Annotated in this window: 14 protein-coding genes; 3 read left to right on the forward strand and 11 right to left on the reverse strand. The window is 67.4% G+C overall.

Features of this window, described 5'->3' with window-relative positions; translation table 11 throughout:
* Positions 1 to 50: 50 nt before the first annotated feature.
* The 7 genes from acpP to R9X41_RS17950 form a co-directional block, all read right to left on the reverse strand.
* Positions 51 to 290, reverse strand: coding sequence for an acyl carrier protein (gene acpP / locus R9X41_RS17920; protein ID WP_048441207.1), 240 nt, complete (start codon positions 288 to 290; stop codon positions 51 to 53).
* Positions 291 to 408: 118 nt separating this feature from the next.
* On the reverse strand, positions 409 to 1,155 hold the full coding sequence (gene fabG / locus R9X41_RS17925; RefSeq protein WP_318631798.1) for a 3-oxoacyl-ACP reductase FabG: 747 nt from the start codon (positions 1,153 to 1,155) through the stop codon (positions 409 to 411).
* Between the two features lie 39 nt (positions 1,156 to 1,194).
* A complete protein-coding gene (fabD, locus tag R9X41_RS17930; protein ID WP_318631799.1) occupies positions 1,195 to 2,139 on the reverse strand; it encodes an ACP S-malonyltransferase in 945 nt (314 codons plus the stop codon).
* 73 nt (positions 2,140 to 2,212) lie between these two features.
* Complete coding sequence (locus R9X41_RS17935; RefSeq protein ID WP_318631800.1) at positions 2,213 to 3,214, reverse strand: beta-ketoacyl-ACP synthase III; 1,002 nt, start codon at positions 3,212 to 3,214, stop codon at positions 2,213 to 2,215.
* On the reverse strand, positions 3,211 to 4,257 hold the full coding sequence (plsX, locus tag R9X41_RS17940; protein WP_318631801.1) for a phosphate acyltransferase PlsX: 1,047 nt from the start codon (positions 4,255 to 4,257) through the stop codon (positions 3,211 to 3,213). The genes R9X41_RS17935 and plsX overlap by 4 nt, the downstream gene beginning before the upstream one ends.
* 127 nt (positions 4,258 to 4,384) lie before the next feature.
* Complete coding sequence (rpmF, locus tag R9X41_RS17945; RefSeq protein WP_160551565.1) at positions 4,385 to 4,567, reverse strand: 50S ribosomal protein L32; 183 nt, start codon at positions 4,565 to 4,567, stop codon at positions 4,385 to 4,387.
* 137 nt (positions 4,568 to 4,704) lie between these two features.
* The gene (locus R9X41_RS17950) at positions 4,705 to 5,253 is read right to left on the reverse strand and encodes a YceD family protein (RefSeq protein WP_318631802.1); all 549 of its coding nucleotides are present in this window, start codon (positions 5,251 to 5,253) and stop codon (positions 4,705 to 4,707) included.
* 25 nt (positions 5,254 to 5,278) lie between these two features.
* Between R9X41_RS17950 and R9X41_RS17955 the strand changes: the two genes are divergently transcribed.
* Both R9X41_RS17955 and R9X41_RS17960 read left to right on the forward strand, forming a co-directional pair.
* Positions 5,279 to 5,908: a Maf family protein gene (locus R9X41_RS17955; RefSeq protein ID WP_318631803.1), complete on the forward strand. Its 630-nt coding sequence runs from the start codon at positions 5,279 to 5,281 to the stop codon at positions 5,906 to 5,908.
* A complete protein-coding gene (locus tag R9X41_RS17960; protein ID WP_318631804.1) occupies positions 5,908 to 6,669 on the forward strand; it encodes an SAM-dependent methyltransferase in 762 nt (253 codons plus the stop codon). Before R9X41_RS17955 ends, R9X41_RS17960 begins: the two co-directional genes overlap by 1 nt.
* On the opposite strand, the gene R9X41_RS17965 is transcribed toward R9X41_RS17960, so the two are convergent.
* The 4 genes from R9X41_RS17965 to R9X41_RS17980 are packed head-to-tail and all read right to left on the reverse strand — an operon-like array spanning position 6,666 to position 9,824.
* Positions 6,666 to 7,700: a S49 family peptidase gene (locus R9X41_RS17965; protein ID WP_412556622.1), complete on the reverse strand. Its 1,035-nt coding sequence runs from the start codon at positions 7,698 to 7,700 to the stop codon at positions 6,666 to 6,668. The genes R9X41_RS17960 and R9X41_RS17965 overlap by 4 nt on opposite strands.
* A 4-nt stretch (positions 7,701 to 7,704) precedes the next feature.
* Positions 7,705 to 8,097, reverse strand: a complete 393-nt coding sequence (locus R9X41_RS17970) for a Rieske (2Fe-2S) protein (RefSeq protein WP_318631806.1) — start codon at positions 8,095 to 8,097, stop codon at positions 7,705 to 7,707.
* An 11-nt stretch (positions 8,098 to 8,108) separates the two neighbouring features.
* Entirely contained in the window at positions 8,109 to 8,792 is a 684-nt protein-coding gene (locus R9X41_RS17975; protein ID WP_318631807.1) for an HAD family hydrolase, read from the reverse strand.
* Between the two features lie 36 nt (positions 8,793 to 8,828).
* The gene (locus R9X41_RS17980; RefSeq protein WP_318631808.1) at positions 8,829 to 9,824 is read right to left on the reverse strand and encodes an RluA family pseudouridine synthase; all 996 of its coding nucleotides are present in this window, start codon (positions 9,822 to 9,824) and stop codon (positions 8,829 to 8,831) included.
* Positions 9,825 to 10,409: 585 nt separating this feature from the next.
* Here R9X41_RS17980 and R9X41_RS17985 point away from each other — a divergent pair.
* Positions 10,410 to 13,622 carry an Rne/Rng family ribonuclease gene (locus R9X41_RS17985; RefSeq protein ID WP_318631809.1) on the forward strand — a complete coding sequence of 1,071 codons (3,213 nt, stop codon included), beginning with the start codon at positions 10,410 to 10,412 and terminating at the stop codon, positions 13,620 to 13,622.
* Positions 13,623 to 13,660: the final 38 nt, after the last annotated feature.

The raw sequence follows: 13,660 nt of genomic DNA on the forward strand, positions 1-13,660 counted from the left end.
CGAACATCAGGCACGTGGCCTGATCGACACCGACGGAAACTGCGCCGAACTCAGGCCTTCTGGTGGGTGTTGGCGTAGTCGATCGCGTTCTGCACCGTGGTGATCTTCTCGGCATCTTCGTCCGGAATTTCGATGCCGAATTCGTCTTCGAGCGCCATCACGAGTTCGACCGTGTCGAGCGAGTCGGCGCCCAGGTCGGCCACGAAGGCCTTTTCGCTGGTGACTTGGGACTCTTCCACGCCGAGTTGCTCGGCGATGATTTTCTTGACACGTGCTTCGATATCGCTCATGGATTCCCTCTCTAGGGTTGTAGATGAATCCGGGATTTTAGCCGGCACGCCTTCGAAGGCTTGCGCAGTAGCCGCCCGGATCGAACGGCGGGGTGAGGTTGATGGATGCTGGCGGTGATCAGGCCATGAACATGCCGCCGTTGACGTGCAGTTCCTGGCCGGTGATGTAGGCCGCCTGGGGGCTCGCGAGGAAAGACACCGCATGCGCCACATCGTGCGGCTTGCCGAGATGGCCGAGCGGGATCTGGCCCAGCAGCGCCTTCTGTTGAACTTCCGGCAACGACGCGGTCATGTCGGTGTCGATGAAGCCCGGAGCCACGCAGTTGACCGTGATGTTGCGCGAGCCGAGTTCACGGGCGAGCGCACGCGACATGCCGGCAAGGCCTGCCTTGGCGGCGGCGTAGTTGGCCTGGCCCGGATTGCCGGACGCACCGACCACGCTGGTGACGCTGATGATGCGGCCATAGCGCTGTTTCATCATGGGGCGGATCACAGCGCGGGAGAGTCGGAAGACCGCCTTGAGGTTGGTGTCGATGACCGCATCCCAATCGTCGTCCTTCATGCGCATGGCCAGGTTGTCGCGGGTGATGCCGGCGTTGTTGACCAAAATCTGCAGACCACCATGGGCGCTCACGATCTGGTCGACCAGGGCGTCGAGTTCGGCGATCTTCGTGACATCGAGCACGCAGCCGTGGCCACCGCCGGGCGCCAGCGCCGCGTCGATGCGGCTCGCGCCTTCCTGGCTGGTGGCCGTGCCGATCACCTTTACCCCACGCGCTGCCAGTTCGGCAGCGATGGCGGCACCGATGCCGCGGGTGGCACCGGTCACGAGGGCGACCTGGCCGGCATAACTGATGTCGGACATGCTGATGGATTCCTTAATCTCGAAAATGCCCTGAGGCGATCAGCCCAGCAGGGCCTTGGTTTCAGCCAGGGTGGCGGGATCATAGACAGCGCTGGCACCCAGCGCCGCGTCGATGCGTTTGGTCATGCCGGTGAGCACCTTGCCGGGGCCGCATTCGACCACGTGCGCGATGCCACGGCCGCGCAGGGCGGCGACGGACTCGACCCAGCGAACCGGGCCAAAAGCCTGTCGATAGAGCGCATCCCGGATCGCGTCCGGCGAATCCTGCACGGCGACGTCGATATTGTTGACGACCGGGATCGACGGCGAGGCGATGTCGATGGCGGCGAGTCGCTCACGCAGGCGTTCGGCGGCCGGCTTCATCAGGCTGGAATGGAACGGGGCTGAAACCGGCAAGGGCAATGCACGCTTGGCTCCGGCCGCCTTGAGCGCCACGCAGGCTTCGTCTACCGCGGCCTTGGTGCCGGCGATGACCGTCTGACCGGGATCGTTGAAATTGACCGCCTCGGCCGTCTCGGCGCCGCCCAGACGGGCCGTCACCTCGGCGCAGATCTCCGCCACGCGCGCGGCCTCCATCCCCAAGATGGCGGCCATCGCACCGACGCCCACCGGAACCGCTTCCTGCATGCACTGGGCCCGGAAACGCACCAGCGGGGCCGCCTGGGTGAGCGTCAGCGCGCCGGCGGCGACCAATGCGCCGTACTCACCGAGCGAATGGCCGGCGACCGCCGCCGGATCGGCTCCGCCTTCGGCCTTCCATGCGCGCCAGGCCGCGACACCGGCCACCAGCATGACCGGCTGGGTATTGGTGGTGAGGGCCAGCGCTTCCTTGGGGCCTTCGTGGATCAACTTGCCGATGTCTTCACCCAGCGCATCGGAGGCTTCCTTGAGCGTCTCGACCACGGCCGGATGATCGCCCCAGGCGTCCAGCATCCCGACGGATTGCGAACCCTGACCCGGGAAAACGAAAGCGAACGATGTCATGCGGCGAAATCCTGCACAGAAACGGAATGAAGAGAAGAAGGAAAAAGCCGCCTGGCGCGGTCGGCGGCGGATGCTACAGCGTCAGCAACACCGCACCCCAGGTGAATCCACCGCCGACGCCCTCGAGCATGACGGTATGGCCAGGCTGCGCACGTCCGGTACGAATCGCGAAATCGAGTGCGAGCGGAATCGAGGCGGCCGACGTGTTGCCGTGCTCGTCGACGGTGACCACGAGCTTATCCAGTGGCAACTTCATGCGTTTGGCGGTGCCCTGCATGATGCGGATGTTGGCCTGGTGCGGGATCAGCCAGTCGATGTCGGCATCGGACTTGCCGGCCTTGGCCAGGGTCGCCCGTGCCGCGCTTTCGAGCACGCCGACCGCCAGCTTGAAGACGGCCTGACCATCCATCTTGAGCAGCGGATCGCCGAGCACCGCGCCGCCCGACACATGGCCGGGCACGCAAAGGATGCCGACATGGCGCCCGTCGGCGTGCAGATCGCTCGCCAGAATACCGGGCTTGTCGCTGGCTTCCAGCACCACCGCACCGGCGCCGTCGCCGAACAGCACGCAGGTCGTACGGTCGTTGAAGTCGAGGATGCGCGAGAACACTTCCGCACCGACGACCAGCGCACGGCGCGCCGTGCCGCTCTTGATCATGGCGTCGGCGACCGTCAGCGCATAGACGAAGCCGCTGCATACCGCCTGCACGTCGAACGCCGGGCAGCCGAGGATGGCTTTGGCCGATTCGGACGACTGCGCCAGCTTGTTCTGCAGGATGCAGGCCGTCGACGGAAAGACCATGTCCGGCGTGGAAGTCGCCACGATGATCAAGTCGATGTCGGCCGGGCCGATGCCGGCCGCCTCCAGCGCAAGCAGCGAGGCCTGCAGGGCCAGGTCGCTGCTGGAGACGCCTTCGTCGGCGAAGTGCCGGGCACGGATGCCGGTGCGCTCGACGATCCATTCGTCGGAAGTCTCGATGCCGCGGGTGGCCAGTTCGGCGGCCAGGTCGGCGTTGGTCAATCGACGCGGGGGCAGGAAACTGCCGGTGCCGGCAATACGGGAAAAAATGGTCATGTCGTGGTGCTGACGTCGACGATAGTCGCATCGCGCGGGCGCAGCAGCGGCGCGGCGTGTGCGATGCGCGCCTGGACGCGCTCGAGCAGGTTGTTCTTCGCCGCATCATAGGCCCGCGCCAGCGCCTGTTCGAACGCCATCTCGTCGGCCGAGCCGTGGCTCTTGAACACCAGGCCACGCAGTCCGAGCAGCGCCGCACCGTTGTAGCGCCGGTAGTCCATGCGCCGCTTCAGCGCGTTCAGCACCGGGTAGGCCACGAGCGCGGCCAGCTTGGTCAGGGCGTTGCGCGAGAACTCTTCCTTGAGGAAGCCGACGATGACGCTCGCCAGCCCTTCGCTCGCCTTCAGCGCGACATTGCCCACGAAACCGTCGCAGACCACGATGTCGACCGTGCCCTTGAAGATGTCGTTGCCTTCCACGTTGCCGAAGAAGTTGAGGTCGCCGGAATTGCCGGCAGAACGCAACAATTCGCCCGCTTCCTTGATGACTTCGCTGCCCTTGATGGCTTCTTCGCCGATGTTGAGCAGGCCTACGGTCGGTTGCTCGTCACCGTTGATCACCGACGCCAGCGCCGAGCCCATCACCGCGAACTGCAACAGATGCTCTGCGGTGCAGTCGACGTTCGCGCCAAGGTCGAGCACCGTCGTGGCCAAGCCCTTGGCATTGGGCATGCGCGTGGCGATGGCCGGACGCTCGATGCCGTCGAGCGTCTTGAGCAGGTAGCGGGCGATGGCCATCAGGGCACCGGTATTGCCGGCCGACACGGCGACCTGGGCCGTGCCGTTCTTCACCTGCTGGATCGCGACGCGCATGGACGAATCTTTTTTGCGGCGAAGCGCGACCTCGACCGCGTCGTCCATGGTGACGACCTCGCTGGCCGCGACGATGGTCGCGCGCGGATGGGAGAAGCCGGCGAGCTTGTCGGGCTGCCCCACCAGCAACAGGCTGACGTCTGGATAGTGTTCCAGGAACTGCCGGCAGGCGGCCAGGGTGACGCGCGGCCCGTGGTCGCCCCCCATGCAATCGACGGCGAGCGTGATCATGAAAGGCTTTCCGAAAGACCGCAGCGGCACGGCAGCAGTGCCAGGCGCGGAAACGAAGAAATGGCAGCCATCAAAACGAAGGCCCGAGCTACGGAAAAAGTAGCGCGGGCCTGGGCGGCAGCGTCGATCAGGCTTCGGATTTGTTCTTCAGAACCTGGCGACCACGGTAGAAACCGTTGGGGCTGATGTGGTGACGGAGGTGGGTTTCGCCGGTATTGGCTTCCACTGCGATGCCCGGCACCGTCAGGGCGTTGTGCGAACGGTGCATGCCGCGCTTGGACGGGGACTTCTTGTTTTGCTGAACTGCCATGATGGCTCCTGCATTCGGTAGGTGGGTTGGATGCGCTCCAAGACCGTCAAGGGGGACCCGGCTCAAGTGCCGGGACCGCATTCGTTCAGCCTCGTGAATTTGCGCGTAGCCAGCGATTATAGCCCGCCGCGTGCAAGCTAGCCAAGCTTGCCTTTGTTGAGGCCCGCGAGCACAGCGAATGGATGGGCCCGCGCCTCTTCGGCAGCCGCGAAATCCGGGTCTTCCACCGAGGTCGGCAGCGCGACCGGACAGGCCTCGTGCAACGGCACCGGCGGCATCGCGAGCAGGAGCTCGTCCTCGACAAGCTCGCGCAATGGCAGGTCGCGGCGAATGACCAGCAGGTCTTCCTCGGATTCGTCGTCTTCGGCGTCGGCAGTGGCTTCGTCGGCCACGAAGCGGAAGCGCGTTTCGAACGCCACCGGCATTTCCACCGGCTGCAGGCAACGCTGGCAGGTCATCGGCAAGACGGCGTCGCCGGACAGCGCGAGCCACGGCACGCCCACGGTTCCCGTGGCATCGCGCCATTCACCCGTTGCGAGCCATTGCACCGAATGCCCTTCGGGCGCGCCGGTGATGTCCTCGACCAGCCGCGGGTATCGGGCCAGGGGGTCGACGGCCTCCAGGCGTGCGCCGGATCGGGCGAACGCGGGAACGTCCAGGCTGTCGGGCGTGAAGTCTTTTTCCATCGAATCAGTGTAAGAGAATCGGGCCATGCATTCCTCCGATCCCCTGCCCTCCGCCAGCCTGTTGTCGCGGCCCTCCGGCGGCCGCCGCGTGGTGCTCGGCTCCACGTCCGTCTACCGGCGTGAGTTGATGCAGCGTCTGCGATTGCCGTTCGAGGTCGCCGCTCCGGATGTCGACGAAACGCCACATCCGGGCGAAGCTCCCGAGGCGCTCGCACGGCGGCTCGGGCTGGCCAAGGCACGTGCCGTGGCGCGGATGCATCCCGAGGCGCTGGTGATCGGCTCCGACCAGGTCGCCGACCTCGACGGCGAAGCGCTCGGCAAACCCGGCGACCACGCCCGCGCCGTCACACAACTGCGGCGCATGCGAGGGCGCACCGTCGTCTTCCAGACCGCCGTGAGCGTGGTCTGCGCGGCGTCGGCCTTCGAGGCGTCCGAACTCGCCGCCGTTCGCGTGCGGTTTCGCGATCTGTCCGACAGCGAGATCGAGCATTACCTGCGCACCGAACAGCCCTACGACTGTGCCGGCAGCGCCAAGAGCGAAGGCCTGGGCATCAGCCTGCTCGAATCGATCGAAAACGACGACCCGACTGCCCTGATCGGTCTTCCCCTGATCCGCACCTGCCGGCTGCTGCGCGCCGGTGGACTGGTTTTCTGATGACGACGCCCGGCCATCTCTATCTCGTTCCCGCCCCGCTGGACTTCGGCTGCGCCGTGCAGTCGCCGCTGACCGACGCACTGCCCGACGCCACCTTGCGCGCTGCCGCCGGCATCACCCACTGGATCTGCGAAAACGCCAAAAGCGCCCGCGCCTATCTCAAGCGGATCGACGCGATCCATCCGCTGGCAACCACCATCCAGGCACAGAACATCGTCGAACTGCCGCGCGAGGTGCACAAAAAGGGCGATCACCACGGCGGTTTCGACGCCCGGCCGCTGCTGGCGGCCGCCCTGCAGGGCCACGATGTCGGATTGCTCAGCGAGGCCGGCATGCCGGCAGTCGCCGATCCGGGCTCGTCGGTGGTTCGGGCGGCACACGATCTGGGTCTGGCGGTCAAACCGCTGGTCGGCCCGGTTTCCCTCCTGCTCGCCCTGGCGGCGAGCGGCCTGAACGGCCAGAACTTCGCTTTCGTCGGCTATCTGCCCCAAGACGCGACAGAACGCACCGATCGCATCCGCGCACTGGAGTCGATTGCCTTGCGCACCGGTCAGACGCAGCTCTTCATCGAAACCCCCTACCGCAACGCCGCCCTGTTGCAGGCGCTGGTGGCCTCGCTGCAGCCCAACGCGCGGCTGTCCGTCAGTTGGGGCTTGACGCTGCCCGACGGCCGCACCCGCAGCGCAGACGTCAAAACCTGGAAACGCACGCCGGCCGGCCCGGACAACCAGACACCGGCGGTGTTCGCGATCGGACGTTAGCGAATGGCGGGCAGGTAGCCGAGCGACCGCACGGCCGACTCGCCCATCGCCGCGCCGAACTTCTTGGCCAGGCGCTCGGCGACGTTGTCGTGGCGGGTGTAGTCGACCACCTCCTCGGCCTTGACCACTTCGCGGGCGACGTAGTCCAGGTTTCCGAGCTTGTCGGCCAGGCCCATGGCCACGGCTTCCTGGCCGGTCCAGAACAGGCCGCTGAAGGTTTCCGGCGTTTCCTTCAGACGCTCGCCGCGCCCCTTGCGAACGACGGCAATGAATTGCCCGTGAATCTGGTCGAGCACCGCCTGCGCGTAGCCGCGCTGTTTATCGCTCATCGGGCTGAAGGGATCGAGAAACCCCTTGTTCTCGCCGGCGGTGAGCAAGCGCCGTTCCACGCCCACCTTGTCCATCAGGCCGGTGAAGCCGAAGCCGTCCATCAGCACGCCGATGCTGCCGACGACGCTGGCCTTGTCGACGAAGATCTCGTCGGTACCGGCGGCGATGTAATAGGCCGCCGACGCGCAGCTTTCTTCCACGACCGCGTAGATCGGCTTCTTGTACTTGGCCTTGAGTCGCAGGATCTCGTCGTTGATCATGCCGGCCTGCACCGGGCTGCCGCCGGGCGAATTGATGAGCAACACCACGGCCTGGGCGCCCTCGTCCTCGAAGGCGCTGCGCATCGAAGCATTGACGAATTCGGCGCTGGCTTCGGCGCCATCGGCGATTTCGCCCTTGATGTCGATCACCGCGGTATGCGCGGTGGTCTTGGCCGTGGTCGGCTGCGCACGGCTGAAAAGCAGCCAGCCGGCGACGATCAGCACCAGCAGCCAGGAAAGCCGCGTGAAAGTCTTCCAGCGGCGCGCGGAACGTTGCTCGGCGATCGCGGCGAACGCCAGCTTTTCGAGCGTGGTGCGCTCCCAGTTCTGGTTGTCCGACGCGCGGCGACCCGTGGGCACGGGCGGCGGGGGCGGAGGCGGCGGCGGGGGTGGCGGTGCCGGCTCCAGGGGATCGCGGAAATCAGGATCGGACGACGACATCGCTTTAAAACTCGACAGGTTTCAGGTTGAAGGCAGTATGCCAGCGCACCACTCCGCCGGACTCGCTTAGTTGTATCTTGACCAGGCCGCCCCGGCACGGCCCGTGCTCGCACCGGCCGGAGCCCGGGTCGTAGGCCGCACCGTGGAACTGGCACAACAGCCAGTGGCCTGAATCGTCGAAGACACGGCCGGCTTCGATGTCGAGTTCCACCGCGACGTGCGCGCAACGGTTGAGGTAGGCGACGGGCGTTCCCCGGTAGCGGACCGCAAACGCCGTGCAGGTCTGGCCGCCGTAGCGGACATCGAAACCGACGGCACGACCGCCGTCCTGCAGTTCGTCACTGCCGCAGAGCGCGATGCCGGACGGAGGGGGTTCGTCGTCGAACAATCCGTGCATCGCGGCCTCCTTCAGCCGTTGACCGTCATCCAGGCCGAGAGGTCGGCCACCGAATGGGCGACATGCAGCGGCCCGAGCGCGCCGAACGCCTCCGGCGTATGGGCGCCGTAACTCACGCCGAGGCTGGCGCAGCCGGCGTTTCTAGCCATGAGCAGGTCGTGCGTCGTGTCGCCGATCATCAGCATGCCGGCCGGCGGCACGCCGAGATCGGCCGAGAGCTCGTGCAGCATCAGGGGATCGGGCTTGCCGGCGGTTTCGTCGGCGGTGCGCGAAGCGTCGAACATGCCACGCAACTCGACCGAGTCGAGCGCCTCGTCGAGGCCGCGCCGGCTCTTGCCGGTCGCCACGGCCAGTTGGTGGCCGCGCTCCTTGAGCGCGTTGAGCAGCGGCAGCACGCCGTCGAACAGGCTCAGATCATCGTGGTGCTTGCGGTAGTGGTGGCGATAGCGCTCGTTGAGCTGCGGATAGCGCTCGGGCGGCACGTCCGGCGCCGCGTGGGCGAGCGCCTGGCCAAGGCTCATGCCGATCACGTAAGCGGCCGAGCGGTCGTCGGGCACGGTGCCGCCCACGTCGCGCACCGCCGCCTGGATGCAGCGCACGATGATGCCGGTCGAGTCGTAGAGCGTGCCGTCCCAGTCGAATACGACGAGGCCGAAACGCGGGGCGGAAAGAGAGGAGGTCGGAGATTCGGGCATGTAGTCCGCCACTATAGAACCCGTCGATGACAGGCGTCAGGGCGCCGTCGGTTCCCACGCAGCCAACTCGGGCGGCAGGTCGGCCTGCAGCGCGACCCGCTCGCCGGTCGACGGATGATCGAACTGCAGCCGCCAGGCGTGCAGGAACATGCGGCCGAGCCCGGCCTTCTGCAGCCGATGGTTCAGATCGAAGTCCCCGTATTTGTCGTCGCCCGCGATACCGTGGCCCGCCGACGACAGGTGCACCCGGATCTGGTGCGTGCGCCCGGTCTTGATCGTCACTTCCAGCAGACTCAGCGTCGGCAGGCCGACCTCCGGTCGCGCGGGCGCGGTGGAGCGCAGCTTCACCAGCGTGATGGCGCGCATGGCGTCGGGGTCGTCCGGCGTCGTCACGCGCACGCGGCGCTCGCCGTCGGCCAGCAGGAACTTGCGCAGCGGCTGGTCGAGCACCTTCAGCCGCGCCGGCCAGGCGCCGCTGACCAGGGCCAGGTAGGTCTTGTCGGTGGCGCGCTCTCGGAACTGGTCCTGCAGCCGCGTCAGCGCGGAGCGGCGTTTGGCGATCAGCAGGATGCCCGAGGTGTCGCGATCCAGCCGATGCACCAGTTCTAGAAAACGGGCTTGCGGCCGGGCACGCCGCAACTGCTCGATCACACCGAAGCTGACGCCACTGCCGCCGTGCACCGCTGTGCCGGCCGGCTTGTCGATCGCCAGCACGAAGTCGTCTTCGTGCAGCACGGTGAATTCGCGCGGCGGCACCGCGCGCACGGTTTCCGGGTCCGGCTCGGCCGACACGCGCACCGGCGGCAAGCGCACCGCGTCGCCGGCCTGCACCCGCGTGTCGGCGGACGCGCGTCCCTTGTTCACCCGCACCTCGCCGCTGCGGATGATGCGGTAGACATGGGTCTTGGGCACTCCCTTCAGATGGCGCAGCAGGAAGTTGTCCAGGCGCTGGCCGGCGGACTCCTCGTCGACCACGACGATTTTCACCGCCGCCGCCGATGCCCCGGTTTTGCCCCCTATAATGTCTTTCACCGTTGTGCTGCCGTAAGTGGTTGATTTGCCTGGAGTTTAGTCCAGCCTCCCTTTAGCGGCCCCGCGGCAGGTCGATGCCACCTGCGGCTTTGCCGGAACGATCGCACTCTTCATTCAGTGCATCGCCCCCCAAACTCGCCGGGCGAGCCGACTCCTTGAAACACCCGAACCGGAATACCAAACCGGCCCGCGTCGAGCCCCATTTGGCCGCCGCCGGTCGGCGGATCTAGCGAGACTTCCCCGTGTTGATGGCACTGCTTTCCACCCTCTTGCGTTGGCTGATGCCACCGCCGTCGGGTGCGTGGGTGGTTGCCCCGACCATCGTGTGGGCCGAAGGCGCCCACCCTGCCGCACCCGCGCGGCAGCGTCCGTTCCTCGCACCCATCCACGAGCCCCCACCCCGTCGCCCGAGCTGACCAGCTCGCAGCTTTCGCGGTTTTTCACGGCTATTCCCCGTTCGTTTCAGGCGTCGATTCAGCATCGTTGGCCCATCCAGGGCATGTTCCGGTCCACCGGCACGGCAAGCTCGCCACCATTTCCAGGCGCGCCGCGACGGTGACCACTGATACGAAAAAGGTACGCCTCATGAAGCGGATGCTCATCAATGCCACGCAGTCGGAAGAACGACGCCTGGCCATCGTCGACGGACAAAAGCTCCTCGACTACGAGATCGAGATCGAAGGGCGCGAACAGCGCAAGGGCAACATCTACAAGGCCGTCGTCACCCGGGTCGAGCCATCGCTCGAAGCCTGTTTCGTCGACTACGGCGAAGACCGCCACGGTTTCCTGCCGTTCAAGGAAATCTCCCGCCAGTATTTCGCCCCCGGCGTCTCCGCCGGCCAGGCCCGCATCAACGAAGTGATCCGCGAAGGCCAGGAGCTGCTGGTCCAGGTCGAGAAGGAAGAGCGCGGCAACAAGGGCGCGGCCCTCACCACCTTCATCAGCCTGGCCGGCCGCTACGTGGTGCTCATGCCCAACAACCCGCGCGGCGGCGGCGTGTCGCGCCGCATCGAGGGCGAGGATCGGGCCGAGCTCAAGGAAAACATGGACCAGTTGGAATACCCCAACGGCATGTCCATCATCGCCCGCACCGCCGGCATCGGCCGCTCGGCGCCCGAACTGCAGTGGGACCTGAACTACCTGCTCAAGCTCTGGACCGCCGTCGAAGGCGCGTCCAAGGGTGCCAAGGGCGCCTTCCTGATCTACCAGGAATCCAGCCTCGTCATCCGCGCCATCCGTGACTACTTCAATCACGACATCGGCGACATCCTGATAGACACCGACGACATCTACGAGCAGGCGCACCAGTTCATGGCGCACGTCATGCCCGAGCATGCCAACCGGGTCAAGCGCTACCGCGACGACGCCGCGCTGTTCAGCCGCTTCCAGATCGAGCACCAGATCGAATCGGCCTACGCCCGCACCGTGCAGCTGCCCTCGGGCGGTGCCATCGTCATCGACCACACCGAAGCGCTGGTCTCGATCGACGTCAACTCCGCACGCGCCATCAAGGGCAGCGACATCGAGGAAACCGCCACCCGCACCAACCTGGAAGCTGCCGACGAAGTGGCCCGCCAGATGCGCCTGCGCGACCTCGGCGGCCTGATCGTCATCGACTTCATCGACATGGACGAGAGCAAGAACCGTCGCGAGGTGGAAAGCCGCCTGCGCGACGCGCTCCGCCAGGACCGTGCCCGCGTGCAGTTCGGCACCATCAGCAAGTTCGGCCTCATGGAAATGAGTCGCCAGCGCCTCAAGCCCGCGCTGTCTGAAGGCTCCTCCATTCCCTGCCCGCGTTGCGGCGGCGCCGGCCATATCCGCGACACCGAAAGCTCCGCGCTGCAGACGCTGCGGATCATTCAGGAAGAGTCCATGAAGGACAACACCGCCGCGGTCCATGTGCAGGTCCCGGTCGAAGTGGCGTCCTTCCTGCTCAACGAGAAGCGCAACGAAATCACCAAGATCGAGCTCAAGCAGCGCGTCAATGTGATGCTGGTGCCCAACAAGTCGCTCGACACACCGCACTACAAGCTCGAACGCCTCAAGCACGACGATCCGCGTCTCGACAGCATCCAGGCCAGCTACGCGCTCGCCGAGGAAGTCGAAGACCCGACCACCATCACTCGCCGCTCGCAGGAGCCGACCAACCGGCAGACGCCGGTCATCAAGGGTGTGCTGCCCGATGCACCCGCGCCGCAGCCGGTCGCACGTCCTGCCGCGCCGGTGGCGCAGGCACCGGCGCCCGTGGCCGCGCCCGCGCCGGTCGCAGCGCCGGTCGAAGTCGGTTTCTGGGCCTGGCTCAAGGGACTGTTCAACGCCGAGCCGGCACCGGCGCCCGCACCGGTCGCAGCGCCTGCGCCGGCAGCGGCTGCGGCTGCGGCCGACGACCGTCGCGGCGGACGCGGCGGCCGACGTGACGCACGCGGCGAAGGCCGTGGCGAGAACCGGGGCGAAGGCCGCAGCGGCCGCCGTGACGGCCGCCCAGGCGAAGGCCGCGGTGGCGAGCCGCGCGGCGAACGTGCCGGCGCCAATGGAGAACGCACCGAGCGCTCGGAACGGACCGAACGCGGCGAGCGTCCGGACCGTGGCGAACGCGCCGAGCGTGGTGAACGCGGCGAAACCCGTGCACCCCGTGGCGGCGATCGCGCAGAGCGCGGTGATCGTCCGCCGCGCGAAGGCGGCCGCCCTGCCGGCCGTGGCCCGCGCGATGCGGAGCGCCTGGCGCCCGCACCGGAAGCTGTGGCCGACGCCGCAGCCCTCGGCGCGGTCGGACCCGACGCCGCCCTGGTGACCGAGGAACCGCGCCGCGACGAAGCACCGCGTCGTGAGCGTGGCGAACGAGGCGAAGGCGGCCGTGGACGCGGCCGTGGCTCGCGAGGCCCCCGCACCGAAGGCCAGGCCCTGCCGGAAGACGCATCGGCCGATGGCGCTCTCGCCCCGACGACCGAAGCCGGTGTCGACGCCCCAGCAGACGGCAACACTGCCCCGGCCGCCACGCCGGACGGCGAACGCCCGCGTCGTTCGCGTGACCGTTATGGCCGCGAACGCCGTGACCGCAACGACCGCGCCGAACGCGCACCGCTCGACAACGGCGATACCGCGCAGGCATCCGATGCCGCCGAGCACGCGGCACCGGCCCAGGGCGGCATCTTCGATGCGTTCCGTGCCCCGGCACCGGTCGCCGAGCCGGCCGAGCCCGCCAACCTGACGGCACCCGTCGACAGCGATCCGGTTGCACCGGCGCCCGCCGCCCGCGCACCGCGTCCGCGTCGCGAACGCTCCGAGCATGGCGAGCGAGGTGAACGTGGCGAACGCGCACTGCGCCAGCAGGAACCGTCCGTCAGCGCCGATGCCCTGCCGGCCGAAAGCGCGGTCGCGCCGGTCACCGAAGTCGCAGCGCCTGTCGTGTCTCCGGTCGAAGCATCGGTAGCCGCAACGACTGCGCCGACGATGTCGCTGACCGAAGCCCCGGCTCTGGCCGTCGCACCGGTTCCCACTCCGGCTCCGGTCGAGCAGGCCGCACCCGCGCCGATCGCCGCCCCCGCACCGGCCCGCTTCGTCCTGCCGGTCGAAGAGCTGGTCAAGGTCGCCGAAGGCAGCGGCCTGCAGTGGGTCAACTCCGACAGCGAGAAGATCGCCGCCGCGCAGGCCGCCATGGCCGCCGAGCCGCAGCCGATCCGTGTGCCGCGCGAGCGCCCGCCGGCGGTCGTGCTCGACGACGGCCCGCTGGTGCTGGTGGAAACCCGTCGTGACCTCGCCGCCATGAAGCTGCCGTTCGAGCAACAGCAGCAGAACTAAGCCGGTCGCGGCGACAATTCGCCGTCCGACGCCCGCCT

It is taken from the genome of Xylophilus sp. GOD-11R (assembly GCF_033546935.1).
Classification (GTDB): Bacteria; Pseudomonadota; Gammaproteobacteria; order Burkholderiales; family Burkholderiaceae_C; genus Xylophilus.

What these genes read in the sequence shown, in the direction of transcription:
- plsX (WP_318631801.1), bottom strand. Translation starts at nt 4,257, where the DNA reads ATGATCACGCTCGCCGTCGATTGCATGGGGGGCGACCACGGGCCGCGC.
- R9X41_RS17960 (WP_318631804.1), top strand. Translation starts at nt 5,908, where the DNA reads ATGACGACGCCCGGCCATCTCTATCTCGTTCCCGCCCCGCTGGACTTC.
- rpmF (WP_160551565.1), bottom strand. Translation starts at nt 4,567, where the DNA reads ATGGCAGTTCAGCAAAACAAGAAGTCCCCGTCCAAGCGCGGCATGCAC.
- R9X41_RS17950 (WP_318631802.1), bottom strand. Translation starts at nt 5,253, where the DNA reads ATGGAAAAAGACTTCACGCCCGACAGCCTGGACGTTCCCGCGTTCGCC.
- R9X41_RS17965 (WP_412556622.1), bottom strand. Translation starts at nt 7,700, where the DNA reads ATGTCGTCGTCCGATCCTGATTTCCGCGATCCCCTGGAGCCGGCACCG.
- R9X41_RS17975 (WP_318631807.1), bottom strand. Translation starts at nt 8,792, where the DNA reads ATGCCCGAATCTCCGACCTCCTCTCTTTCCGCCCCGCGTTTCGGCCTC.
- fabD (WP_318631799.1), bottom strand. Translation starts at nt 2,139, where the DNA reads ATGACATCGTTCGCTTTCGTTTTCCCGGGTCAGGGTTCGCAATCCGTC.
- R9X41_RS17970 (WP_318631806.1), bottom strand. Translation starts at nt 8,097, where the DNA reads ATGCACGGATTGTTCGACGACGAACCCCCTCCGTCCGGCATCGCGCTC.
- R9X41_RS17985 (WP_318631809.1), top strand. Translation starts at nt 10,410, where the DNA reads ATGAAGCGGATGCTCATCAATGCCACGCAGTCGGAAGAACGACGCCTG.
- R9X41_RS17935 (WP_318631800.1), bottom strand. Translation starts at nt 3,214, where the DNA reads ATGACCATTTTTTCCCGTATTGCCGGCACCGGCAGTTTCCTGCCCCCG.
- R9X41_RS17955 (WP_318631803.1), top strand. Translation starts at nt 5,279, where the DNA reads ATGCATTCCTCCGATCCCCTGCCCTCCGCCAGCCTGTTGTCGCGGCCC.
- acpP (WP_048441207.1), bottom strand. Translation starts at nt 290, where the DNA reads ATGAGCGATATCGAAGCACGTGTCAAGAAAATCATCGCCGAGCAACTC.
- fabG (WP_318631798.1), bottom strand. Translation starts at nt 1,155, where the DNA reads ATGTCCGACATCAGTTATGCCGGCCAGGTCGCCCTCGTGACCGGTGCC.